The sequence below is a fragment of the Aquirufa antheringensis genome, assembly GCF_004307425.1.
Classification (GTDB): domain Bacteria; phylum Bacteroidota; class Bacteroidia; order Cytophagales; family Spirosomataceae; genus Aquirufa; species Aquirufa antheringensis.
The window spans coordinates 33,914-54,382 of record NZ_SEWZ01000004.1; the positions used below are offsets into that span (position 1 = coordinate 33,914).

Genomic DNA, 20,469 nt, shown 5'->3' on the forward strand with positions numbered 1-20,469 from the left:
GGTCTATTTTTTAGAAATGTCCGTACCTAATCGTTGTAAGTAAGCAATCAATGCAATAATCTCCTTGTCTTGGCTTACCTTAATTTTTTCCGCTGCTAAATTTAATTGGATGGCTTTAGCCTGCGTATTCAAGTCTTTAACAGCATTTGTAATCTCATCTGTTGAATAAGGAACGCCCAGTTTTTTCATGGCGGCTAACTTATCCTGGGTTGCAGAAGTGTTTACTGTTTGTTCTAAAAGCCAAGCGTAGTTAGGCATAATTGAACCTGGAGACATACTGCTCGGCTCTCTCATGTGGTGGTAGTGCCAGGAATCGGGGTATTTCCCTCCTTCTCTGTGCAAATCTGGTCCAGTACGTTTAGATCCCCATAGGAAGGGATGATCATACACAAACTCCCCTGATTTAGAGAATTCCCCATAGCGTTCCGTCTCACTTCTGAATGGACGTACCAGCTGAGAGTGACAACTGACACAACCTTCCCGGATATAGATATCTCTACCCTCTAATTCTAAGGATGTGTACGGTTTAACTGATTCGATGGTAGGAACATTCGATTTGACCATAAACGTAGGAAGTAATTCGACCAAAGATCCTACTAAAATCATCACTAAAGAAGCCACTAATAACTGGATAGGGCGTTTTTCAATCCAACGATGCCAGTGTCCATCACTTTCGTGTTTCTCTTCGATGATGGCTAATGGAGCCGCTTCTGCTTTCTCATTGGCCAATAAAGTGCCTTGTTTCATCGTTTTGAACAAGTTGTAGGCCATTAACACCGCTCCTGTTAAATAAAGAGTCCCCCCTAAAGCGCGCATCATGTGCATGGGTAATAATTGTAAAGTTGTATCTAAAAAGTTACCGTATTGCAAGGTGCCCTCTGCAGTAAATTGCTTCCACATCATCCCCTGTGTAAAACCGGAGATGTACATCGGGATGGCATAAAAAGCGATACCAATCGTTCCGATCCAGAAGTGGGTTTTAACTAATTTCTCTGAATAAACAGTGGTTTGGAAGATCCGGGGAACTAACCAATACAACATCGCAAAGGTTAAGAATCCATTCCAGCCTAAAGCTCCTACGTGTACGTGCGCCACGATCCAGTCCGTAAAGTGGGCAATCGCGTTAATATTTTTTAACGATAGCATAGGACCTTCAAAAGTAGCCATGCCATAGGATGTGATCCCTACTACCATGAATTTCAATAGCGTATTCTCCCGTACTTGATCCCAAGCACCGCGTAAAGTCAATAGACCATTAATCATTCCACCCCAAGAGGGAGCAATAAGCATGATGGAGAAAACAACCCCTAACGATTGAGCCCAATCTGGCAAGGAAGAATACAATAAGTGGTGAGGCCCCGCCCAAATGTAGATAAAGATCAAGGCCCAGAAGTGTAGAATGGAAAGTCGATAAGAATAGACCGGACGATTCGCCATTTTTGGCAAGAAATAATACATCATTCCTAAGAACGGAGTCGTTAAGAAAAACGCCACTGCATTGTGGCCGTACCACCATTGAATTAAGGCATCTTGAACGCCGGCATAGACATAATACGATTTAGTAAAGGAGATCGGTAATTGAACGGAGTTCGTTAAGTGCAACACCGCGACCGTAATAAAGGTCGCGATATAGAACCAAATCGCCACATATAGGTGACGTTCTCTTCTTTTAAAGATGGTACCGAACATATTAATGCCAAAAGCAACCCACACTAACGTAATCGCTATATCCAATGGCCATTCTAATTCGGCATATTCATGTGAAGTGGTGATACCTAGTGGCAAAGTAATCGCAGCAGCTACAATGATTAATTGCCAACCCCAAAAATGGAAATTAGATAAGAAATCACTGTACATACGTGCTTTTAAAAGACGCTGCAACGAATAATAAACGCCAGCAAAAATGGCATTTCCCACGAATGCGAAAATGACGGCATTGGTATGCAAAGGACGAAGACGCCCAAAGGTTCCGTATTGAGTTAAATTCCACGAGGGAGCAAAAAGTTGAGTGGCAATAATGACACCTACTGTCATCCCGATTACCCCCCAAAGAATGGTTGCCAAGGAAAAATTTCGAACAATTTTATTATCGTAATAAAATTGCTCTAATGAGGTAGTTTTTGTGCTCATAGATTCGTGTTTTTTTCGTCTTCTTGTAAAATGCGCATGGCTGGAGTAATTAAATCCTCTTGTTGTCCCGTTTTAACAGACCAAACAAAGGCAATTACAAATCCGATCGCCATAAAAAGGCTTAATCCGATCATTAGGTACATTATTTCCATGGCCTACCCATTTTATTTGTTGCAATTTCGGGACAAAGCCCTTCGCAAAACCTGACTTTACTCAGCTTTTAATCTGATTTTAAAACGGTTTAGTGCTTGCCCTTTCCAATTCATTCCCCAAGTGGCTATCACTAACATACTGATGGAATTAATGGGCATCAATATGGCTGCTATCAAAGGATATAAATTCCCCTGAATCGCATAGCTTAATCCAAATCCATTGTATACGAGCGAAAGAAGGAAACTTGCTTTGATCAATTGAAGGCCAAATTTAGAGTAGTTTAAGAACTCGCCAAGGTGAGGCAACTCCGATCCTTTTAAGATGGCATCAGACGACGGGGTAAAATGTAGGTGGTCATCTGAAACGGCAATACCTACGGCTGCCTGTTTTAAAGCCCCTGCATCATTTAGACCATCCCCAATCATGGCCACGATTTTTCCTTGTTTTTGAAGTGCTTGGATATACTCCATTTTGTCCAGTGGACTGCACTCAAATTTCACGTGATTTTGATCTTCAAACCAATCCAACAAGTGAGCCGCGTGTTCTTTTTTGTCCCCTGAAATCAAATGGACTTCGTATTGATGTCTTAAGCTATGTAACATGGCTTCTATACCAGGTCTATTTTCCCAAGGAAATTCTATAAATCCGATGGGCTCTTGGTTGATTGAAACAAATAAGCGTGTTTCTGAGCTGATAAATCCCTCTGGTAAATCGAGTTTATTCAAGGTGTATTTAGCGCTTCCGATTTGGACAAATAAGTCATCAAATGTAGCTTCAAGTCCCTTTCCGCTATGTTCTTTAAATTCAGAAAAGGCAATCAAGCTTCGCTGTTGCAAGAATTTTTTGGCTTGTTTTGAAAGTGGATGCGTGGATTGATAAACCAAGGAATAGATCGCGTTCCATTCCTTGTCTGTTACTTCACGGTTAAAATGAACGCTAGGTTCTTGTTGACTTTGCAAAGTTAGCGTTCCTGTTTTGTCAAAAACCAAAGTGTCTACTTGGGCCATTCGTTCGAATGTTTGAATATCTTTTACGAAAAAGTGGAATTTAGCTAGCCAGCGAATACCGTGTCCGAGAGCAAAGGGATATGAAACGGCCAAAGCACACGGGCAGGCAATCACTAGAATGCTCACTACCGCATTAGACCAACGGCTTGGATCTACATTATACCAATAAATACCCGCAGCGGTGGCTAGACTTAACAGTATCCCGGTGAAATACATCCCCACTTTATTCGCAAAGTTTTCCCAGTTTTCCGTCTTGTGGTGCGGGTCTTTAAAAGCTTGTTGCTCCCAAAGCTGTGTTAAGTGGCTTTGGTTTAATTCTTTGCTTAATTGAATTTCGATAGACTCTCCTAGGTGTTTTCCGCCTGCATAGATGGATTGACCCGCTTGAATTGGAATTAATTCACTCTCGCCGGTGACGAAGCTGTAGTCCATTTGACTTTGGCCCTTTAATAAATAGGCGTCTGCTGGAATGATTTCTTGATTGCGGATTAACAAGCGGTCCCCCACCTGAATTTCTTCAAGAGGAGCTATTTCTTCTTTTCCATTCGCCATTCTAGTAACGACTAAGGGAAAATAGGCTTTATAATTGCGTTCAAACGAGAGGAAATCAAAGGATTTCTGCTGGAACCACTTCCCTATTAATAAGAAGAATATCAGGCCAGAAACGGAATCGATATAGCCAGCACCCGTATGCGATAAAATTTCAAATACACTGCGACCATATCCTACCAGAATACCTAGTAAAATGGGTAATTCAATGGTCATTTTGCGCAATTTGAGGTGCGCATAGACCTGGCTAAAATAGTCCGAACCGGAATAGAATACGGCCACGCTACCCAAAGCAAGATTCAAGTAACCAAATAAAGCCTGAAGAGAGCCATCATCAATCCCTAAATACTCCGGAAAGCTAAAAAGCATCGCATTTCCTGCGCAAAAACCGGCGATTCCGAGCTTAAGAAATAGCTTTTTTTGATCCTTATTTTGTGGTCTTTCTTCCGCATTCGAGATATGCGGTTCATACCCTAAGCTTGCTATCAAGGTGGCTAAGGCACCTAAATTAAGTTGATCTTCTTTAAACCAAACTGTCAGATCTTTCTTGCCAAAATTAAGACTCGTTTTAATAATCTGCGGATTTACCTTTTGCAGATTCTCTAATAAATACAAGCAAGATCGGCAGTGAATAGCTGGTAAATGGAAGCTGACTTTGGAAAAATCAGCATTTGAAAAAGTGATTAATCGATCTCTAAAGGCCTTGTTGTTAAGGAAATCAAAATTCTTGTCTGTAGGTGAAATACCTGGATTTAGGTCACATGAATAGTAGGCGTCGAGGTGATTTTCATTTAGTAATTCATATACTTGTTCGCAGCCGTGGCAACAAAAAGTCTTATCCTGATGAATGATGGGTGTCTCAGGGCATTCATCTCCGCAATGATAGCAAATTACCTCTTCAAGAATCTCTGTGTGTATACTCATAATGGAATGTTCAAATTTCCGGAGTTTCGCTGTTGATTATCGTGATAAATAACACGTTCAAAACTGATGAATATCAGGTATTGGGAACGTTTATCCCTGTACTTTCGCCTTATTATTTAAGCCCATGAACAATTTTTCAGATACGGAACGAAAAGTGTTAGCTAGTGGAATCGAACTCCGCTATTTGCCTGATGAATATTTATTTCGTCAAGGCCAAAAAGCAGAATTTGTATTTTACCTGCAAGAAGGCAGCCTCGTGTTAGAAGGACCGGCTGGCTTTGTGACCATCGATCGGAAAGGTGTTTTTATTGGAATTGAGGAAGCAATCGAAGAGAAAAAGCATGTGTATGCTGCGATGACTTCGAGTTATTCACAATTTTTGGTTTTTGAACGGAAGTATTTTAAACAATTAATCGATGAATTCGATTTAGCCCTTCCCTATTTTGAGTATAAAAAAGCGGAATTCAATGAACTCTTACAGAAGGTTCAATTGAATTATGCTACGGTATAAATGATTAGAGTGGTATTTAATTGGGTTTTGGCTCCCTTTTGCTTTTAGCGGAAGGGAGCTTTATTTTAAGGGACTATCCTTTTCCTTTTTCAGGGTATTGTAGACCATTTTGTCCAAAAATCCATTCATCCATTTATTTAGGAATACGGTTAATTTACCTTGGAAAGTGAGTACTAACGTCTTCTTCTTAGATTCATAAGCCTCAGCAATGCGTTTAGCCACTTCTTCAGCAGACATCATTTCTCCCTCATCCCGCATGGAATCACCTGTCACTTTCCCCTCACTGTTTAAAGAGGCTGCTCTAATATTCGAAGCAGTGAATCCGGGGCAAGCAATTAAGACATGAACACCCGTTTCTAATAACTCTGTTCTCAAGGCTTCTAAGAAACCATTCATCGCGAATTTGGAGGCAGAATACCCTGTTCTGACGGGAAGTCCGCGGTAACCTGCGATAGAAGATATACCTATTATTCCACCTTTTGCGGCTTTTATATGGGGTAATGCCGCGTGTGTGGCGTAAACTGTTCCCCAGAAATTAATGTCCATCACTTGTTTCAATACCTTGAGGTCGACCGTTTCAAACATCGATCGCATGGAGATTCCTGCGTTATTGATTAGCAGATCAATTCTGCCAAACAGGTGCATCACCTGATCTACCATGGCACGTGTTTGTTCCTCAGAGGCTGAGTCGCAGACGATGCCTTTGGCAGCTATGCCTGCTTCCTGTAATTCCGCTTCTGCAGCCAATAGATTCTGCTCATTTCTACCCGTGATGACGATTTGAGCTCCTTTTCTGCCGTATTCAAAGGCTAACGCTTTTCCGATTCCAGAACTAGCTCCCGTGATGATAACTACTTGATTCTTCATGTGAATTAATTTCATCGCGAAGTTAAGGTTTTATCTTGAATTGGTTGGCTTGCCCACATAAAGCCGTATTTTTGTGCACATTTTTAGCAGCATGAGTCAGAAAAAAGAAAAGAAAGCCCCAGTGGTGTTGGAACAAATTGCCATTTTGGATTTTGCCGCTGAGGCAAAGTGTATTGCCAAAGTGAATGAGGAAGTGATTTTTGTTCAAGGTGCTGTCGCTCCTGGCGATATCGCTGATTTACGTATATTGAAGTCCAAAAAAAGCTTCAAACAAGCCCAAGCCATCAATATTCAGCCACTTTCTAAACACCGTACAGACGTAGCCTGTAGCCATTTTGGCATTTGTGGCGGTTGTAAGTGGCAACACGTTTATTACGAAGCTCAAACCGCTTTTAAAGCGCAACAAGTCAAAGATAATTTGACCCGCATCGCTAAAGTGAAATTGCCCGATTTTCAACCGATTCTAGGTTCTGAGGAGACCTATTACTACCGCAATAAATTAGAATTCACCTTTTCTTGTGCCCGCTGGCTGACGGAAGATGAAATTGGTAAAGAAGATTTAGGATCGATGAATGCCTTGGGATTCCATGTCCCAGGCCGTTTTGATAAGATTTTGCCAGTTGATCATTGCTATTTGCAACCTGATCCATCCAATGCGATTCGCAATGGAGTGCGTGATTTCGCTGAAGCGAATGGTATCTCCTATTATGAATTAAAGAATCAAAAAGAAGGAGCTTTACGTAATTTAATTATCCGAAATACGGTTACAAACGAATGGATGGTCACCGTCCAGTTTGCCTATGCCACAGAAGAGGAAATAAAATCAGTCATGGAGTATTTGAAGTCAACATTCCCGATGATCACCTCTTTGAATTATGTGGTGAATCAAAAAGGAAATGACACTTTTCATGATTTAGACGTAGTTTGCTACCATGGAAAACCTTTTATGGTAGAAATAATGGAAGATTTGAAGTTCCAAATTGGACCTAAATCATTCTTTCAAACGAATGCAAAGCAAGCGCTCAAGCTATACCAACTAGTGCGTGAATACGCTGATTTGCAAGGAAATGAAGTTGTTTACGACTTGTATACGGGTACAGGAACTATTGGTTTGTTTTTAGCGAAACACGCGTCTAAAGTTGTTGGCCTCGAATACGTCGAGATGGCCGTAGAAGATGCACGTATTAATGCCGAATTAAATGGTATCAAGAATGCAACCTTCTTTGCCGGTGATATGAAGAAAGTCTTGACAGAAGAATTTATTGCTATCCACGGCGCGCCAGATGTCATTATTACCGATCCTCCTCGTGCAGGAATGGATCTGGATGTGGTGAATCAAATATTAGCCGTTAAGCCAAAGAAAATCGTTTACGTTTCTTGTAATCCGGCTACTCAGGCTCGCGATTTAGCCTTACTGGATGTTGCCTATGAAGTAGATGTGGTTCATCCGGTGGATATGTTCCCTCAGACGCATCATGTGGAGAATATAGTGAGGTTGAAATTAAGAGCATAGAATATTTCATTACGCGATTCCGAAATTGTGCTGCGCAATAATTTCTTGAACCGCGCAATAAAATATTCTAATGCCTAATTTAACTCTACTCTAACTGCAATAAAATGGAAAAAGGGCGATTAATCGCCCTTTTTATTCTTCAGAAATGTATTCCCGAAGGGAATTCCAACTTTGTACTTTTTGCTTTGCTATTTGTGCTTTACTTTTAAAAAATTGCATTGCAATTTTTTAAAACGGAGTGTTCAATGGATCATAATCCTCTGGAGGTAAATTCATCTTACTTCCTTTGAAAACAGAATCATTGCTTGACTCAAAAGCGGATGTTTGATCACCTAGTGCACTTAAGTCGAAGTTACCCCCTTCATTGTTTGAGAACGGTTGGAAGTCTAAATCGCAGTATTTAGTGAATTTACCGATGAATTTCAGCCAAACACTGTCGAGTGAACCGGAACGGTTTTTGGCCATAATGATCTCTCCCATTCCCGTGATGGAGTTTCCTTGATCATCCGCCGTGATGCCATAATATTCTGGACGGTAGATGAACATTACCTGATCGGCATCTTGCTCGATGGCTCCAGATTCACGAAGGTCAGACAGTTGCGGTTTCTTGTTTCCTCCACGCGTCTCGGTAGAACGGTTTAATTGAGAAAGGGCAATGACAGGCACATCTAATTCTTTGGCTAATTGCTTCAGTGCACGGGAAATTTGGGCGATTTCTTGCTCGCGATTTCCGCTGGCTCCTTTACCCGAACTATCTCCGGTCATTAGCTGTAAGTAATCGATGACGATGAGGTCAATGCCTTTTTGGGCTTTTAAACGACGACATTTTGCTCTTAATTCCAAAATCGATAAGGCCGGCGTATCATCAATAAACATATTCGCTTCAAATAATTTATTGATTTTCGTATGTAGCTGCTGCCATTCGTGTGGCTCCAATTTTCCTTTACGGATTTTATCAGCCTCGATTTCTGCTTCTGCAGAAATGATACGATTCACAAGTTGAACGGCACTCATCTCAAGGGAGAACAACGCGACTGAGTGATTGAAATCTACCGCAGCATTACGGCAAGCCGAAACGACGAAGGCCGTCTTACCCATACCTGGACGAGCCGCGATAATGATTAATTCTTGTCGCTGCCAGCCAGATGTCAAGCGGTCTAAGTCTGTAAATCCGGATGGAATACCCGTTAAGCCACTTTTTTGTAATTGTTTCTTTTCTAATTCATCCACAGCTTTCTTTAAGATATCCGACATACTTTCGTAATTCTTACGGATATTGGATTCTGCGATGGTAAAAAGTTCCTGCTCCATCTTATCCAGTAAATGGAACACGTCAGACGTGTCTTCATAGGATAGACGTTGGATTTCGGAGGATATTTGGATTAGCTGACGCTTCAAATATTGCTCAATAATGATTCTGGCGTGGAATTCAACGTTCGAAGTGGAACTAACCCGCGAAGTTAATTGCGCTAAGTAGCTGGTGCCACCTGCTTTTTCCAAACTGCCATTTTGCTTCAAGTAATTATTAACCGTCAATAAATCAACGGGTTGAGAAGCTTGGAATAAACCTTGAATTGCCTCGAATATCAACTGATGCCCTTCTTTGTAAAAGGAATCAGGTTTTAATAATTCGATGACGTTTGCCAAAGGTTCTTTCTCTAACATCAAAGCCCCTAGCAAGGCTTCTTCTAGGTCAACCGCTTGCGGAGGTAATTTTCCTAGCCCCAAATCGCTTAAACGCGTGGGTCCTGTCTGCGAACGAATGCCAGCAGACTGATTTCCTTTTTTATAAATGGATGAAGGGGTGTTAGATTCCATACCACAATTTTACGTTAAATTTTCAAAATTATCTTATAAAGGAAGATATTAAATTTCAGGAATTTCTTATTTTTACTCCCATACGATTTAAACCCATTTTTACTTGTTAGAAAAAATAATTTCCCTCTCAGAGGTCTCTCTAATTGACTTTTTAGGCGTTGCAAACGCAAATATCAATTTATTGATTAACGCCTTCCCTCAGTCCAAAATCATCGCTCGTGGTGAACAATTAACCGTCCGTGGATCGAATGATCAGATTGCTTTAGTCGAAGCGATTGTGAACTCTTGTGTGGCCCATTTGGACAAGCATGCTACCCTCACGGAAAAGCATATGCAAGCCTATATCGATTCGGTTTTAAATCCGACGGGTGAGGAAACGGATCAGCCGTGGGTGGAGGATAAAGACGTGCTTCTTTTTGGCAATAAAGGAATCGTGATTAAGGCCAAAACTCCGAATCAACGTAAACTGGTCGATGCCGCCACTACGAATGACATCGTCTTCGCGATTGGACCTGCCGGTACGGGTAAAACCTATACCGCAGTGGCTTTGGCAGTGAAAGCATTGAAGAATAAAGAAGTAAAGAAAATCATCATCACGCGTCCAGCTGTTGAGGCAGGCGAAAATCTAGGTTTCTTACCAGGTGATTTGAAAGAGAAAATTGATCCGTATTTGCGTCCTATTTATGATGCGTTGGATGATATGATTCCGGCAGAGAAATTGAAATTTTATTTAGAAAATCGGACGATTGAAATTGCGCCTTTGGCCTATATGCGTGGACGTACTTTAAACAAAGCTTTTATTTTGTTAGATGAAGCCCAAAACACGACATCCATGCAAATGAAGATGTTTTTGACACGTATGGGTATTCAATCGAAGACGATTATTACGGGGGACAAATCACAGGTCGATTTGCCTAAAAACCAAACATCAGGTTTGGGAGAAGCAGAACGCATCCTTTCTGGAATAAATGGGATTGCCTTTGTCGAATTGGACGGTTCAGATGTCGTTCGTCACCGTTTAGTGCGTAAAATTATCGAGGCATATGGGAAACAAGAAAAATAGGATCATACAGGCGATTAGTCCGCAAGAAATCGAACAGGTGTTTGCCATTCGTACCGAAGTGTTTGTCAAAGAACAAAAGTGCTTGCCCTCTGAGGAATTTGATGAGTTAGATGCAGTAGCCAAACATTATTTACTGTTTGATGACGCCACACCAGTGGCAACCGGTCGATACCGCAAAACAGATAAAGGAATTAAGGTGGAGCGAATCGCTACGCTGGAATCAGCGCGTGGTAGAGGCTATGCTTCCCTAATTATTCAGCATATTTTTTCAGAATCCGCTAAAGAATACCCGGATTGCACTCATTATTATTTACACGCTCAGGTTTCCGTGATGCCACTTTATGCATCCTTAGGGTTTCAGCCTTACGGAGATACGTTTATTGAGGCGGATATTGTGCATCAAGCGATGGAGCTGTCTAGTCGCTAGTCGCTAGTCGCTAAAGTTACATTCGATAGCTCGTAAAAAAAAAGCCAGAACGATGTTCCAGCTTTTTAATTTATCGACTATCGACTAGTGACCAGTGACTATCGACTAGAATGGCAAATCATCCCCACTCTCAGCCGCTAATGGAGGGAATTGGTATCCGCCTGCTGCTGGTGTAGGCTCCACTCCTGCTGGGATTGAACCAGTACGATCTAAACGATACGCGCGGATTTCTGTATACCAACGCTCGTTGTATTCTCTTGATTCTACGTTGAATTGAACTTTAACGATTTCGCCCTCTTGAACTGGCGTTAAATCTTGTGTTTTATCTCCCCAAACTGACATACACACCTTTTTAGGGTATTGATCTTGTGTTTCGATCACAAATTCTTGCTTGATCCAGTTGGTGCCGTTTTTACCTGTTCCTGTAACCTCAGGTAATTTCTTGATTAATTTTCCGCTTATTTCTAAAGCCATTGTACTAATTTTTTTGAGTTCCGTAATTGTTGGCAAGTAAGTAAATAATTGGTAATTTTACTAACCGTTTTTGGCGATGTGGTGAAATTGGTAGACACGCTACCTTGAGGTGGTAGTGCCGTTAAGGTTTGGGAGTTCGAATCTCCCCATCGTCACTTAATTTTTTGTTTAATCTGTAAATCATGTTGAAGATGAAACCTTACAGTGTATTGCTTTACTATAACTATACTCCTATTCCGAATCCGGAAGAGTACCGAGTAAAACATCACCTTTTTTGTATTGAAAATAACCTTTTGGGACGTATTATCGTCGCAGCAGAGGGTTTGAATGGAACCGTTTCTGGTTTAAAAGCGGATTGCGATGCTTACATGAATTGGTTAGAAAATGATCCTATTTTTGTAGGATCAGATTTTGACTTCAAAATCGATTATTACGAAGCGCATACGTTTAATAAATTGCACGTTCGGGTGAAGAATGAAATTGTCCATTCTGATTTAGGGGTTGATCCTCGCGTTAGAACGGGTAAGCATCTGAAGCCGAAAGAATTCAAGCAATTATTGAAGAATGACCCGGATGTCGTCTTGGTCGATATGCGTTCGAATTACGAGCACGAATTAGGTCGTTTCAAAGGTGCTTATACTTTTGACATGGAGAATCTGCGCGATTTGCCTGATCATGTGCAGGAGATAGAGCATTTGAAAAATAAAAAGGTTATCACGTATTGTACGGGTGGCATCAAATGCGAGAAAGCGTCCGCCTATCTAATCGAAAAAGGTTTTACGGATGTGTATCAATTGCATGGAGGTATTATTAAATATGGTTTAGAAGAAGGTGGAGAGGATTTTGATGGCTCTTGCTATGTATTTGATAACCGAGTAGCGACGCCAGTTAATTCGGTAAACCCGGAGGTTGTTTCCGAATGCCATGTTTGTCATACGAAATCAGATCACATGGTCAATTGTGCTAATCCAGAATGTAATGAGCATTTAGCCATTTGTCCATCTTGCCTAAAAGAAATGGAGGGCGCCTGTTCCCCTGAATGTAAAGAGCATCCGCGGAAGCGTCCTTACAATGAGAAAGGGTATTATTCCAAAAACTCAGTGGGTTATTCTCCTGAATTAGGATTCAAGTCCTTTAAACGGACAGAGAAAATTGAAAAACAAAAGAAGGCTCAATTATGAGCCTTTTTTCTTTTTGGCTAAATTCTCCTGAACTCTAAATAAGGTGATCTCTTTTATCAGTTCCAAAGGCATAGGGGAATGATACGGAAACTTAATCGCCCCTTTTGATCCCTCGTAAGGCGCTAATTCTTGCACAAAATTCTTGATTCCACTCGGTGTAGGGTAAAAACCTAGATGATTATTCCAGGCTGCAAAGTGGATTAAATTTCCATTTAATTTAAACGTGGGCATCCCGTAAGACATCGTTTCTTCCGTTTCCTCCGGTACGACCGAACGAATCGCATCACGCACTTCGATTAAAATTTTCTGTGTGGCCTCCGGAAAGGTCTTGATGTATTCTTCCATGAATATTAGGCTAATTGTCTATGTCTAACGAATAAAAATAAGGGAAATGCAAAGGCAAAACCTATTAAAACGGTTGCCAATAAATAAAGATATAGGTATTTGATTTTAATCCGTAATCCTTCTAACAGTATAAAAAAGGTGCCTGCATTTTTCATACGATTGATTTTATGGTGATATGTCGACCGCGCATTTCGATGCGGTCCCCTACTCTTTTGCCCTTTAATTCCAATCCAAGTGGTGATTCAATTGAAATGGCGTAAATAGAATCGAGTTTGCCGTATCCGATGGATATAAAATAAGTTTCTTGATCTGTTTCTACTAGGCTTCCCTCAGAAATGACTGCTGAAGCGGGCAAATCAGCAAGTCTGTCTAATTTGGCAATAGAATTAAGTGTATTATCTACCAAAGCACTTAGCTTATCCATCTCTCGCTGCATCATTTCTCGACCGGTTTCAAATTTATCACCAGCGCTACTTTTTGTGTCAGAGTCGCGGGATTCTTTGGCCAAAAGATATTCTCTACGGGCTTCTTCTAGTGTATTTTCCAAAATGGAACGCAGATTTGCCTGTATCTGTGACTTAGTGCTTTTCATGAGGGGCTTATTACATTGGAAAATTATCAATAAATTTGCGCATGACCTATTTCTCTCCCACAGACTTGATTATTAATCCGGACGGAAGTTCCTATCATTTGAACTTACGGCCTGATCAAATTCCGGATACCCTTATTTTGGTGGGTGATCCAGAGCGTGTTCCCACTGTTTCTGCCTTTTTTGATGAAGTGACTGAAATCGTTCATAAAAGAGAATTCGTGACTCATTTAGGCGTTCTAAGGGGTAAGAAGATTGGTGTGTTATCCAGCGGTATTGGTGCGGATAATGTGGAGATTGTGATGAATGAACTAGATGCTTTGGTTAATATTGATTTTCAAACGCGTTTGGAGAAATCCGTAAAAAGATCTTTAAAACTCATCCGAATCGGCACTTCGGGTAGTATTCAGTCGCATATCCCAGTGGATTCGATTTTGATCTCGACTGCAGCAATTGGATTTGATAATTTAGCCCAATTCTATGGTTTTGAATCTGCTATGTCGATATCGGAAGATGTTTTAACCGCTTGGACTTCAGCAATTGATTATCCATTGCCTCTCTACGCAGCCAAAGCTAGTGCTTCGCTTTGCGCGCAATTTGCGCCATTGAATGCATTTAATGGAGTTACCTTAACGGCACCAGGATTTTATGCACCGCAGGGTCGCACGATTCGAATGCAATCCATAAGACCCGATTTTTTAGAAAAAGTCGCTGCCGCTAAGCTAGGTGATGAAGAAATTACGAATATCGAAATGGAAACCGCAGCCTATTACGCCTTTGGGGGTGCTATGGGGCATGAATTTATCTCATTGAATGCCATTTTAGCGAATCGCATCACGAATGAATTTTCGAAAGATCCGGAGGGACAAATTCGGTCTTTGATCGAGAAAGCTATAGCATTAATCGCATAACGTAATCATCCATTACGTAGCCGTTGCCTATGTCTAGGATCATTTCACGGTCTTTGATGAAACCTTTCTTCAGGTAAAATTCTACCGCAGAGTTGTGTTTGTTAACGTTAAGGTAGATGGATGTTAGGCCCATAGAACGGGCTTGATGACATATCTGTTCGATAATGAAGCTTCCAGCTCCTTTTTGTTTGACGGATGGTCGCAAATAGAGTTTATGTAATTTACCGTCAGTCTCTGAGGTCTTTTCGAAAGCACAATAGCCGATCGCTTTCCCCTCCAATTCTAACAGGGAGAAAATTTCTATTTGCTGAAGTATAACCTCACGAGAATACATCATCGGAATCATGTACAAAGTCTGTTCCTCTGTCAAAATATGGCCATAGGTGGGTCTCCAGGCTTCTTCTGCAATTTCTTGAATGAGGGGAATGTCTTCGAGCGTCGCTTTGCGTAAAATCATTGCCAAAATTTGTAAATTGCAGTCAAAATAGCAACATATGAAGCCACTTATTCTCATCGCAAACGACGATTCAATCTATTCTAAAGGTATCCGCGTTCTAACGGAAATCATGTCCGAAATGGGCGAAGTCGTAGTGGTGGCTCCAGATACGCATCAATCCGGTATGGGTCATGCGATAACCTTGGGTGAGCCGTTGCGCGTGGAGAAGACGAATAATTTTGGCGATCATATTCAATCCTATAAGTGTTCAGGTACTCCTGCTGATTGTGTGAAGATAGGTAAACACCAAATTCTAAAAGGTCGAAAAATTGATTTAGTCGTTTCGGGTATTAACCACGGTTCGAATGCTTCGATTGCGGTTTTATATTCAGGAACCATGTCTGCAGCTATCGAAGCGGCGATGGAGGGTATTCCGGCTATCGGATTCTCCCTTTGCGATTTTGCATCAGATGCGGATTTTTCGCATTGCCACGATTATATCATCAAAATTTGTCAACAAGTGTTAGTTCACGGTTTGCCAAAAGGATTGACATTAAACGTGAATTTCCCCGCTCACTCTTCCATGCCATTGCAGGGGGTGAAAGTGGTGAAACAAGCCAATGCAATCTTTAGAGAGCGTTTCGAAGAGCGTAAAGATCCATATGGTAAGCCTTATTATTGGATGGATGGAGATTTGCACAACGAGGACTTGAACAACAACACCGATTTAGATGCTTTAGCAGAAAATTATGTTAGCATAGTACCCGTCAAATATGATTTGACAGATTATGATGAATTAAAGCAAATGCAAAGCTGGGACCTTTAGGAGCGTCAACACGCTCAAGGCGTCAGTAATCTGGCCATTTTGCGCCATTTCAATCGCCTCTTTTAACGGTAACTTACGTATTTTTAATTGTTCGGTTTCTTCTGGGCAGGCTTGATGTTGGCTGAGGCTTTGGGCCAAATACATCACCGCTTTCTCATCGCTCACCGAATTCGAAAGATACACCTCCCCTAGTTCTGTCCATTCTGTGGCTACAAGTCCAGTTTCTTCCAATAGTTCGCGTTTTGCAGCTGCTAAAGTAGATTCGCCGGATTCAATGGAACAACCACCTTCCGGCACTTCCCAGGAATAGGCATTCAGCGTATAGCGGTATTGACCTACTAAATAGGTAAAGCCGTCTGAGTCTAAAGCAACAATGGATATGGCTGTATTTTTAAAATGCACTTTTCCGTAAACTCCGGGATTTCCAGCCGGATTCAAGACTTCATGGTGTTCTACCCTAATCCATGCATTCTCGTAAGCCGTTTCTTGATTGAGTGTTTTCCAAGGATTGTTTTCCGTTTCCATCCGGTAAAAATACTATCTTTGTGCTAATGAAACAGCGGCTTGTCCTTCTTTCTTTTGTCGTTTCGGTGCTTATCATGGCATCGAAGTTTGCCGTCTACTATGCAAGTGGATCCACGACTTTATTAACAGATGCGTTAGAGTCGATTATCAATGTGGTCGCCGCGTGTTTTGCCTACTATTCGATCTATTTAGCCTCTTTACCTAAAGATTTGAATCATCCCTATGGTCATGGAAAGATTGAATTTTTTGCCTCTGGATTAGAGGGTGTGCTCATATTATTAGCAGCTGCCTATATTTTTCTTCACGCTTCACAGCATTTGTATTCATCTCCTGAGTTGAAGAGTTTGGATGTAGGTATGGCCGTTTCCTTTGTTTCAGCAGGAATTAATGGCTTAATGGGTTATTTTTTAGTTAAGAAAGGGCGTTCCTCTCACTCTCCTGCTCTTGTTGCCGATGGTAAGCACCTACGGTTGGATGCCTATAATGGGATTTTGGTGGTTGCTGCTTTGGCGCTTACCTATTTTACCCACTGGTATTGGGTCGATTCTGTCGCCTCCTTCTTGTTTGCAGGATTTATGTGCTGGCAGGGAATACACTTAATGAGAGAATCGGTAGCTGCTTTGATGGATGAAACGAATCCAGCCTTATTCCAAAAGGTGACTGACTGGGTCGTAGCGAATAAAAAAGAGGAATGGATTGATTTACATAATCTACGCGTACAACAATATGGCGGAGATTTGCACATCGATTGCCATTTGACTTTACCTCGTTATTGGGATTTACACAGAACGCATGAAGAGATTCATGGCTTTGAAGAAATGCTGAAGGAATTACAGGCGACCCACGTGGAGATTTTCGTCCACGCGGATCCTTGTTTAGATGAATGTTGTAGTCACTGTTCGATTGCAGATTGCGTGATTCGTCAGGCTGCTTTTTCGAAGAAAATAGAATGGAATCAAATGAATTTGGCCTTAAACCAAAAGCATTTCAATGAAACCCTAGCTCGTTCTTAACGATCCTATTCCACCGTCCACTCCAATGATTTGTCCTGTAATCCAAGAGTTGGCAGGATTTAACAAAAATGTCGCTAGATTAGCCACATCTTCGGATTGGCCTACTCGTCCTAAAGGATGTCTTTTTCCACCAGCTTCGATTTTCTCCGGAGAATTTAGTAAGGCTCCAGCTAAAGGCGTTTGCGTTAATGAAGGCGCAATGGCATTCACTCTTATTTTATTAGCGGCTAATTCTGCTGCTAATGATCTAGTTAAGCCTTCGATAGCCCCTTTCGCACTAGCAATGGAAGCGTGAAAGCCCATGCCTGTTTGAACGGCCACGGTGCTGAAAAGGACAATAGAAGAGGTCGGAGACTGTTTCAATGCAGGTAATAGTGCTTGAATGACGCGAACTGCACCTAAAACGTTGATCTGGAAGTCTTTCTCAAAATCTGCCGAAGTCAAGCGGTGAAATGGTTTCAAGTTAATACTTCCCGGGCAATAGGCGATTCCATCTACAGGTCCAGTGATGGCAGCAATAGCTGAATCATCCGCTACTAACGCATCCCAAGTATAGTTCACTACGCCAGACAGGGAGGAAGGATTTCTAGCGAAATTAATCACTTCGTGGCCAGCAGCAAGCAAAGCAGTAGCAATGGACTCACCAATTCCTTGGCTAGCCCCAACAATAACGTATTTTCCCATGATTTAGGCTTGAATAGATTGTAAGAATTCTCTTCTGGTATTGTCCTCTTGGAATTTACCTCCATAGTAGGAAGTAATGGTAGACGTAGCCTCATCTTTTACACCTCTGGAAGAAACACACAAGTGTTTTGCATCGATGAATACTGCTACGTGATCAGTTTTTAGCACTCTTTGCAGGTGTTTAGCAATTTGCATCGTCAAACGTTCCTGAACTTGAGGTCTTTTAGCATAGAATTGGACCACACGGTTTAGTTTCGAAAGGCCAATGACTTGTCCAGACGAAATATACGCTATGTGTGTTTTGCCCATGATAGGCACGAAATGGTGCTCGCAATTAGAGTAAAACGAAATGTTCTTTTCGATTAACATCTCATTATACTGATACTTGTTATTAAATAAAGCTATTTTAGGCTCATTAGCTGGATTTAAACCACTGAAGATTTCCTCAATGTACATTTTAGCTACTCGCTTAGGAGTGCCTCGTAAAGAATCATCCGTTAAATCTAACCCCAAGGTTAACATGATTTCACGGAAATGCGATTCGATAATGGCCATTTTCTCAGAATCAGAAATATCAAAAGCATCCTCCCTCATCGGTGTCTCGATAGAGGTGGCTACATGATTATCTCCAATTTCCTCGTCAGTTAACAAGAAATTGTCATTATCAATTAGCAGGGAATTCAACGAAATTTCTTTCTGTTTCATACAATCTGATTTTTAAATCTAGTGTGGTCGGGAGTTTGGCCCTTAATTTGTTGTAAATCACGATGACGATATTTTCAGCGGAAGGATTTAAATCTGCGAATTCTGGTACGTCTAGATTTAAATTCTTGTGGTCAAATTTTTTGCAAACTTCTGTTTGAGCTAAATCCGATAAAAACTTCGTATCGATAACATAACCCGTTTCTGGGTCAATTGTTCCGGTTACCTGAATAATTATTTCATAATTATGTCCATGGTAGTTCGGATTGTTGCATAAACCGAATATTTCTTTGTTTTTCTCAGCTGTCCAAAGTGGATTATGCAAACGATGTGCAGCATTGAAATGTTCTTTACGGAATACGGTAACGCGAGGGGCTTCAGTCATTTTTTCTAAATTCTTATAAATTTAAAGTATTTTCCTTAAATTTCATCTTTTAAACACTTGCTAGACCTATCATAAACTAAATGAAAAGAAGGAAATTTATCTCTGATTCCTTAGTATATACCTCAGGTACCGCTTTATTCCCTACTTTCTTACGACAGATACCAGAAGAACAAACAAAAGTGCGTTTAGGTTTTATTGGCGTGGGCTTAAGAGGCCAAAATCACCTGGAGATGGCCATGTACCGGCCGGATGTTGAAGTGGTTGCTATTTGTGATATCGACCCTAAAGCTATTGACATCGCTTTAAAGATGGTTTCTGCGAAAGGGCGTCCTGCTCCTGCGGTCTATGGAAAGACCGAAAAAGATTTTGAAAATTTAGCTAAGCGCACTGATATCGATGGCGTGGTGATTGCGACTCCCTGGGAATGGCATGTACCGATGGCCTTAGAAGTGATGAAGCAAGGCAAATATGCTGGTGTTGAAGTTTCAGCGACTGTTACCTTGAAAGAATCGTGGGATCTCGTGAATATGTACGAAAAAACGGGTTCTCATTGCATGATTTTGGAGAATGTGTGTTATCGTCGGGATGTTCTCGCGACGTTGAATATGGTTCGCCAGGGGATGTTTGGAACCTTAAATCACGTGCAGTGTGGTTACCAGCACGATTTGCGCGAAGTGAAATTCAATGATGGAAAACAGGCCTATGGTGGCGGTGTGGAGTTTGGGGAGAAAGGTTTTTCTGAGGCCAAATGGCGCACCCAACATTCTGTCGATCGCAATGGAGATTTGTATCCAACACACGGTTTAGGACCGGTGGCGGAGATGTTAAATATCAATAGAGGAAATCAGTTTGCTTATCTAACGGCGATGGCTACTCCTGCTTTGGGACTACATAATTACATTGTAGAAAAAGGAGGCGCGGATCATCCAAATGCGAAAGTGGATTTCAAATGCGGTGATATCGTTCAAACGATGATCAAATGTGTCAACGGGGAAACCATTCTCATTACTCACGATACGAATTCACCACGTCCTTATTCTTTAGGCTTCCGAGTTCAAGGAACGAAAGGTTTATGGATGGAAGACAATAAATCGATCTATTTAGAAGGTATTTCGCCTAAAGCGCATCGTTGGGAAGAAGCCAAGCCTTATTTAGAGAAATACGATCACCCTTTATGGAAAGCGCACGCAGCGGATGCGGAGAATGCAGGTCACGGAGGGATTGATTATTTTGTATTAAGAGCCTTTATCGAGGCGATTAAGGCCAAAGTAGCACCACCAATCGACGTGTATGATGCGGCGGCTTGGTCTGCCATTGCGCCACTTTCAGAGGAATCAATCAAAAAGGGCTCCGCTCCTATCCAAATACCTGATTTTACACGCGGTAAATGGAAAAAAAATCAACCAATTTTTGCTTTAAACGATCAATACTAAACC

Annotated in this window: 23 protein-coding genes and 1 tRNA gene; 10 read left to right on the plus strand and 14 right to left on the minus strand. The window is 41.4% G+C overall.

Annotated features, from left to right (window positions below):
* Positions 1-3: 3 nt before the first annotated feature.
* From ccoN to EWU21_RS08735, 3 genes are read right to left on the minus strand one after another with little or no spacing between them, the layout of a single operon-like run.
* Positions 4-2,130: a cytochrome-c oxidase, cbb3-type subunit I gene (gene ccoN / locus EWU21_RS08725; protein WP_130896579.1), complete on the minus strand. Its 2,127-nt coding sequence runs from the start codon at positions 2,128-2,130 to the stop codon at positions 4-6.
* On the minus strand, positions 2,127-2,282 hold the full coding sequence (gene ccoS / locus EWU21_RS08730) for a cbb3-type cytochrome oxidase assembly protein CcoS (RefSeq protein ID WP_130896580.1): 156 nt from the start codon (positions 2,280-2,282) through the stop codon (positions 2,127-2,129). Before ccoS ends, ccoN begins: the two co-directional genes overlap by 4 nt.
* Positions 2,283-2,339: 57 nt before the next feature.
* Positions 2,340-4,763, minus strand: coding sequence for a heavy metal translocating P-type ATPase (locus EWU21_RS08735; RefSeq protein WP_130896581.1), 2,424 nt, complete (start codon positions 4,761-4,763; stop codon positions 2,340-2,342).
* Positions 4,764-4,887: 124 nt separating this feature from the next.
* Here EWU21_RS08735 and EWU21_RS08740 point away from each other — a divergent pair, with 124 nt between their 5' ends.
* Positions 4,888-5,274: a cyclic nucleotide-binding domain-containing protein gene (locus EWU21_RS08740; protein WP_130896582.1), complete on the plus strand. Its 387-nt coding sequence runs from the start codon at positions 4,888-4,890 to the stop codon at positions 5,272-5,274.
* A gap of 60 nt (positions 5,275-5,334) precedes the next feature.
* Here EWU21_RS08740 and EWU21_RS08745 read toward each other — a convergent pair whose 3' ends face one another.
* On the minus strand, positions 5,335-6,141 hold the full coding sequence (locus EWU21_RS08745) for an SDR family oxidoreductase (protein ID WP_130896952.1): 807 nt from the start codon (positions 6,139-6,141) through the stop codon (positions 5,335-5,337).
* A 91-nt stretch (positions 6,142-6,232) separates the two neighbouring features.
* Here EWU21_RS08745 and rlmD point away from each other — a divergent pair, with 91 nt between their 5' ends.
* Complete coding sequence (gene rlmD, locus EWU21_RS08750) at positions 6,233-7,654, plus strand: 23S rRNA (uracil(1939)-C(5))-methyltransferase RlmD (RefSeq protein WP_130896583.1); 1,422 nt, start codon at positions 6,233-6,235, stop codon at positions 7,652-7,654.
* A 228-nt stretch (positions 7,655-7,882) separates the two neighbouring features.
* Here rlmD and dnaB read toward each other — a convergent pair whose 3' ends face one another.
* Positions 7,883-9,472 (minus strand): replicative DNA helicase, encoded by a 1,590-nt coding sequence (gene dnaB / locus EWU21_RS08755; protein ID WP_130896584.1) that lies wholly within the window; start codon positions 9,470-9,472, stop codon positions 7,883-7,885.
* 103 nt (positions 9,473-9,575) lie between these two features.
* Between dnaB and EWU21_RS08760 the strand changes: the two genes are divergently transcribed.
* Both EWU21_RS08760 and EWU21_RS08765 read left to right on the plus strand, forming a co-directional pair.
* Positions 9,576-10,535, plus strand: coding sequence for a PhoH family protein (locus tag EWU21_RS08760; RefSeq protein ID WP_130896585.1), 960 nt, complete (start codon positions 9,576-9,578; stop codon positions 10,533-10,535).
* Positions 10,516-10,962, plus strand: a complete 447-nt coding sequence (locus EWU21_RS08765; protein WP_130896586.1) for a GNAT family N-acetyltransferase — start codon at positions 10,516-10,518, stop codon at positions 10,960-10,962. Before EWU21_RS08760 ends, EWU21_RS08765 begins: the two co-directional genes overlap by 20 nt.
* Before the next feature lie 105 nt (positions 10,963-11,067).
* Here the strand turns inward: EWU21_RS08765 and EWU21_RS08770 are convergent, their stop codons facing one another.
* Positions 11,068-11,436 carry a DUF3127 domain-containing protein gene (locus EWU21_RS08770; RefSeq protein ID WP_130896587.1) on the minus strand — a complete coding sequence of 123 codons (369 nt, stop codon included), beginning with the start codon at positions 11,434-11,436 and terminating at the stop codon, positions 11,068-11,070.
* Positions 11,437-11,508: 72 nt separating this feature from the next.
* Here EWU21_RS08770 and EWU21_RS08775 point away from each other — a divergent pair.
* Both EWU21_RS08775 and trhO read left to right on the plus strand, forming a co-directional pair.
* Positions 11,509-11,591, plus strand: a tRNA-Leu gene (locus EWU21_RS08775).
* A gap of 36 nt (positions 11,592-11,627) precedes the next feature.
* Positions 11,628-12,617, plus strand: coding sequence for an oxygen-dependent tRNA uridine(34) hydroxylase TrhO (trhO, locus tag EWU21_RS08780; protein ID WP_130896588.1), 990 nt, complete (start codon positions 11,628-11,630; stop codon positions 12,615-12,617).
* Here trhO and EWU21_RS08785 read toward each other — a convergent pair.
* From EWU21_RS08785 to EWU21_RS08795, 3 genes are read right to left on the minus strand one after another with little or no spacing between them, the layout of a single operon-like run.
* Positions 12,612-12,962: an iron chaperone gene (locus EWU21_RS08785; RefSeq protein ID WP_130896589.1), complete on the minus strand. Its 351-nt coding sequence runs from the start codon at positions 12,960-12,962 to the stop codon at positions 12,612-12,614. The two genes, trhO and EWU21_RS08785, sit on opposite strands and share 6 nt — an antisense overlap.
* Before the next feature lie 5 nt (positions 12,963-12,967).
* Positions 12,968-13,117: a DUF2834 domain-containing protein gene (locus tag EWU21_RS11460; protein ID WP_130896590.1), complete on the minus strand. Its 150-nt coding sequence runs from the start codon at positions 13,115-13,117 to the stop codon at positions 12,968-12,970.
* Positions 13,114-13,509 carry a GreA/GreB family elongation factor gene (locus EWU21_RS08795; protein WP_161566501.1) on the minus strand — a complete coding sequence of 132 codons (396 nt, stop codon included), beginning with the start codon at positions 13,507-13,509 and terminating at the stop codon, positions 13,114-13,116. Before EWU21_RS08795 ends, EWU21_RS11460 begins: the two co-directional genes overlap by 4 nt.
* A gap of 86 nt (positions 13,510-13,595) precedes the next feature.
* Between EWU21_RS08795 and EWU21_RS08800 the strand changes: the two genes are divergently transcribed.
* Positions 13,596-14,462: a nucleoside phosphorylase gene (locus EWU21_RS08800; RefSeq protein WP_130896592.1), complete on the plus strand. Its 867-nt coding sequence runs from the start codon at positions 13,596-13,598 to the stop codon at positions 14,460-14,462.
* On the opposite strand, the gene EWU21_RS08805 is transcribed toward EWU21_RS08800, so the two are convergent.
* The gene (locus EWU21_RS08805) at positions 14,443-14,919 is read right to left on the minus strand and encodes a GNAT family N-acetyltransferase (RefSeq protein ID WP_161566502.1); all 477 of its coding nucleotides are present in this window, start codon (positions 14,917-14,919) and stop codon (positions 14,443-14,445) included. The genes EWU21_RS08800 and EWU21_RS08805 overlap by 20 nt on opposite strands.
* Before the next feature lie 37 nt (positions 14,920-14,956).
* Here EWU21_RS08805 and surE point away from each other — a divergent pair, with 37 nt between their 5' ends.
* On the plus strand, positions 14,957-15,724 hold the full coding sequence (gene surE / locus EWU21_RS08810) for a 5'/3'-nucleotidase SurE (protein ID WP_130896594.1): 768 nt from the start codon (positions 14,957-14,959) through the stop codon (positions 15,722-15,724).
* Here the strand turns inward: surE and EWU21_RS08815 are convergent.
* Positions 15,695-16,249, minus strand: coding sequence for an NUDIX domain-containing protein (locus EWU21_RS08815; protein WP_130896595.1), 555 nt, complete (start codon positions 16,247-16,249; stop codon positions 15,695-15,697). The genes surE and EWU21_RS08815 overlap by 30 nt on opposite strands.
* Before the next feature lie 26 nt (positions 16,250-16,275).
* On the opposite strand from EWU21_RS08815, the gene EWU21_RS08820 reads away from it, so the two are divergent.
* A complete protein-coding gene (locus EWU21_RS08820; protein ID WP_130896596.1) occupies positions 16,276-17,262 on the plus strand; it encodes a cation diffusion facilitator family transporter in 987 nt (328 codons plus the stop codon).
* Here EWU21_RS08820 and EWU21_RS08825 read toward each other — a convergent pair.
* The 3 genes from EWU21_RS08825 to EWU21_RS08835 are packed head-to-tail and all read right to left on the minus strand — an operon-like array spanning position 17,248 to position 19,033.
* The gene (locus EWU21_RS08825) at positions 17,248-17,946 is read right to left on the minus strand and encodes an SDR family NAD(P)-dependent oxidoreductase (protein WP_130896597.1); all 699 of its coding nucleotides are present in this window, start codon (positions 17,944-17,946) and stop codon (positions 17,248-17,250) included. The genes EWU21_RS08820 and EWU21_RS08825 overlap by 15 nt on opposite strands.
* Positions 17,947-17,949: 3 nt before the next feature.
* Entirely contained in the window at positions 17,950-18,651 is a 702-nt protein-coding gene (gene folE / locus EWU21_RS08830) for a GTP cyclohydrolase I FolE (RefSeq protein WP_130896598.1), read from the minus strand.
* Positions 18,611-19,033 (minus strand): 6-pyruvoyl trahydropterin synthase family protein, encoded by a 423-nt coding sequence (locus EWU21_RS08835; RefSeq protein ID WP_130896599.1) that lies wholly within the window; start codon positions 19,031-19,033, stop codon positions 18,611-18,613. The genes folE and EWU21_RS08835 overlap by 41 nt, the downstream gene beginning before the upstream one ends.
* Before the next feature lie 80 nt (positions 19,034-19,113).
* Between EWU21_RS08835 and EWU21_RS08840 the strand changes: the two genes are divergently transcribed.
* On the plus strand, positions 19,114-20,466 hold the full coding sequence (locus tag EWU21_RS08840) for a Gfo/Idh/MocA family protein (RefSeq protein ID WP_130896600.1): 1,353 nt from the start codon (positions 19,114-19,116) through the stop codon (positions 20,464-20,466).
* The last annotated feature ends 3 nt before the right edge of the window (positions 20,467-20,469 follow it).

Excerpts from the sequence above, each read along its gene's own strand:
- ccoN (WP_130896579.1), bottom strand. The coding sequence starts at position 2,130 with ATGAGCACAAAAACTACCTCATTAGAGCAATTTTATTACGATAATAAA.
- ccoS (WP_130896580.1), bottom strand. The coding sequence starts at position 2,282 with ATGGAAATAATGTACCTAATGATCGGATTAAGCCTTTTTATGGCGATC.
- EWU21_RS08735 (WP_130896581.1), bottom strand. The coding sequence starts at position 4,763 with ATGAGTATACACACAGAGATTCTTGAAGAGGTAATTTGCTATCATTGC.
- EWU21_RS08740 (WP_130896582.1), top strand. The coding sequence starts at position 4,888 with ATGAACAATTTTTCAGATACGGAACGAAAAGTGTTAGCTAGTGGAATC.
- EWU21_RS08745 (WP_130896952.1), bottom strand. The coding sequence starts at position 6,141 with ATGAAGAATCAAGTAGTTATCATCACGGGAGCTAGTTCTGGAATCGGA.
- rlmD (WP_130896583.1), top strand. The coding sequence starts at position 6,233 with ATGAGTCAGAAAAAAGAAAAGAAAGCCCCAGTGGTGTTGGAACAAATT.
- dnaB (WP_130896584.1), bottom strand. The coding sequence starts at position 9,472 with ATGGAATCTAACACCCCTTCATCCATTTATAAAAAAGGAAATCAGTCT.
- EWU21_RS08765 (WP_130896586.1), top strand. The coding sequence starts at position 10,516 with ATGGGAAACAAGAAAAATAGGATCATACAGGCGATTAGTCCGCAAGAA.
- EWU21_RS08770 (WP_130896587.1), bottom strand. The coding sequence starts at position 11,436 with ATGGCTTTAGAAATAAGCGGAAAATTAATCAAGAAATTACCTGAGGTT.
- trhO (WP_130896588.1), top strand. The coding sequence starts at position 11,628 with ATGAAACCTTACAGTGTATTGCTTTACTATAACTATACTCCTATTCCG.
- EWU21_RS08785 (WP_130896589.1), bottom strand. The coding sequence starts at position 12,962 with ATGGAAGAATACATCAAGACCTTTCCGGAGGCCACACAGAAAATTTTA.
- EWU21_RS11460 (WP_130896590.1), bottom strand. The coding sequence starts at position 13,117 with ATGAAAAATGCAGGCACCTTTTTTATACTGTTAGAAGGATTACGGATT.
- EWU21_RS08800 (WP_130896592.1), top strand. The coding sequence starts at position 13,596 with ATGACCTATTTCTCTCCCACAGACTTGATTATTAATCCGGACGGAAGT.
- EWU21_RS08805 (WP_161566502.1), bottom strand. The coding sequence starts at position 14,919 with ATGATTTTACGCAAAGCGACGCTCGAAGACATTCCCCTCATTCAAGAA.
- surE (WP_130896594.1), top strand. The coding sequence starts at position 14,957 with ATGAAGCCACTTATTCTCATCGCAAACGACGATTCAATCTATTCTAAA.
- EWU21_RS08815 (WP_130896595.1), bottom strand. The coding sequence starts at position 16,249 with ATGGAAACGGAAAACAATCCTTGGAAAACACTCAATCAAGAAACGGCT.
- EWU21_RS08820 (WP_130896596.1), top strand. The coding sequence starts at position 16,276 with ATGAAACAGCGGCTTGTCCTTCTTTCTTTTGTCGTTTCGGTGCTTATC.
- EWU21_RS08825 (WP_130896597.1), bottom strand. The coding sequence starts at position 17,946 with ATGGGAAAATACGTTATTGTTGGGGCTAGCCAAGGAATTGGTGAGTCC.
- folE (WP_130896598.1), bottom strand. The coding sequence starts at position 18,651 with ATGAAACAGAAAGAAATTTCGTTGAATTCCCTGCTAATTGATAATGAC.
- EWU21_RS08835 (WP_130896599.1), bottom strand. The coding sequence starts at position 19,033 with ATGACTGAAGCCCCTCGCGTTACCGTATTCCGTAAAGAACATTTCAAT.
- EWU21_RS08840 (WP_130896600.1), top strand. The coding sequence starts at position 19,114 with ATGAAAAGAAGGAAATTTATCTCTGATTCCTTAGTATATACCTCAGGT.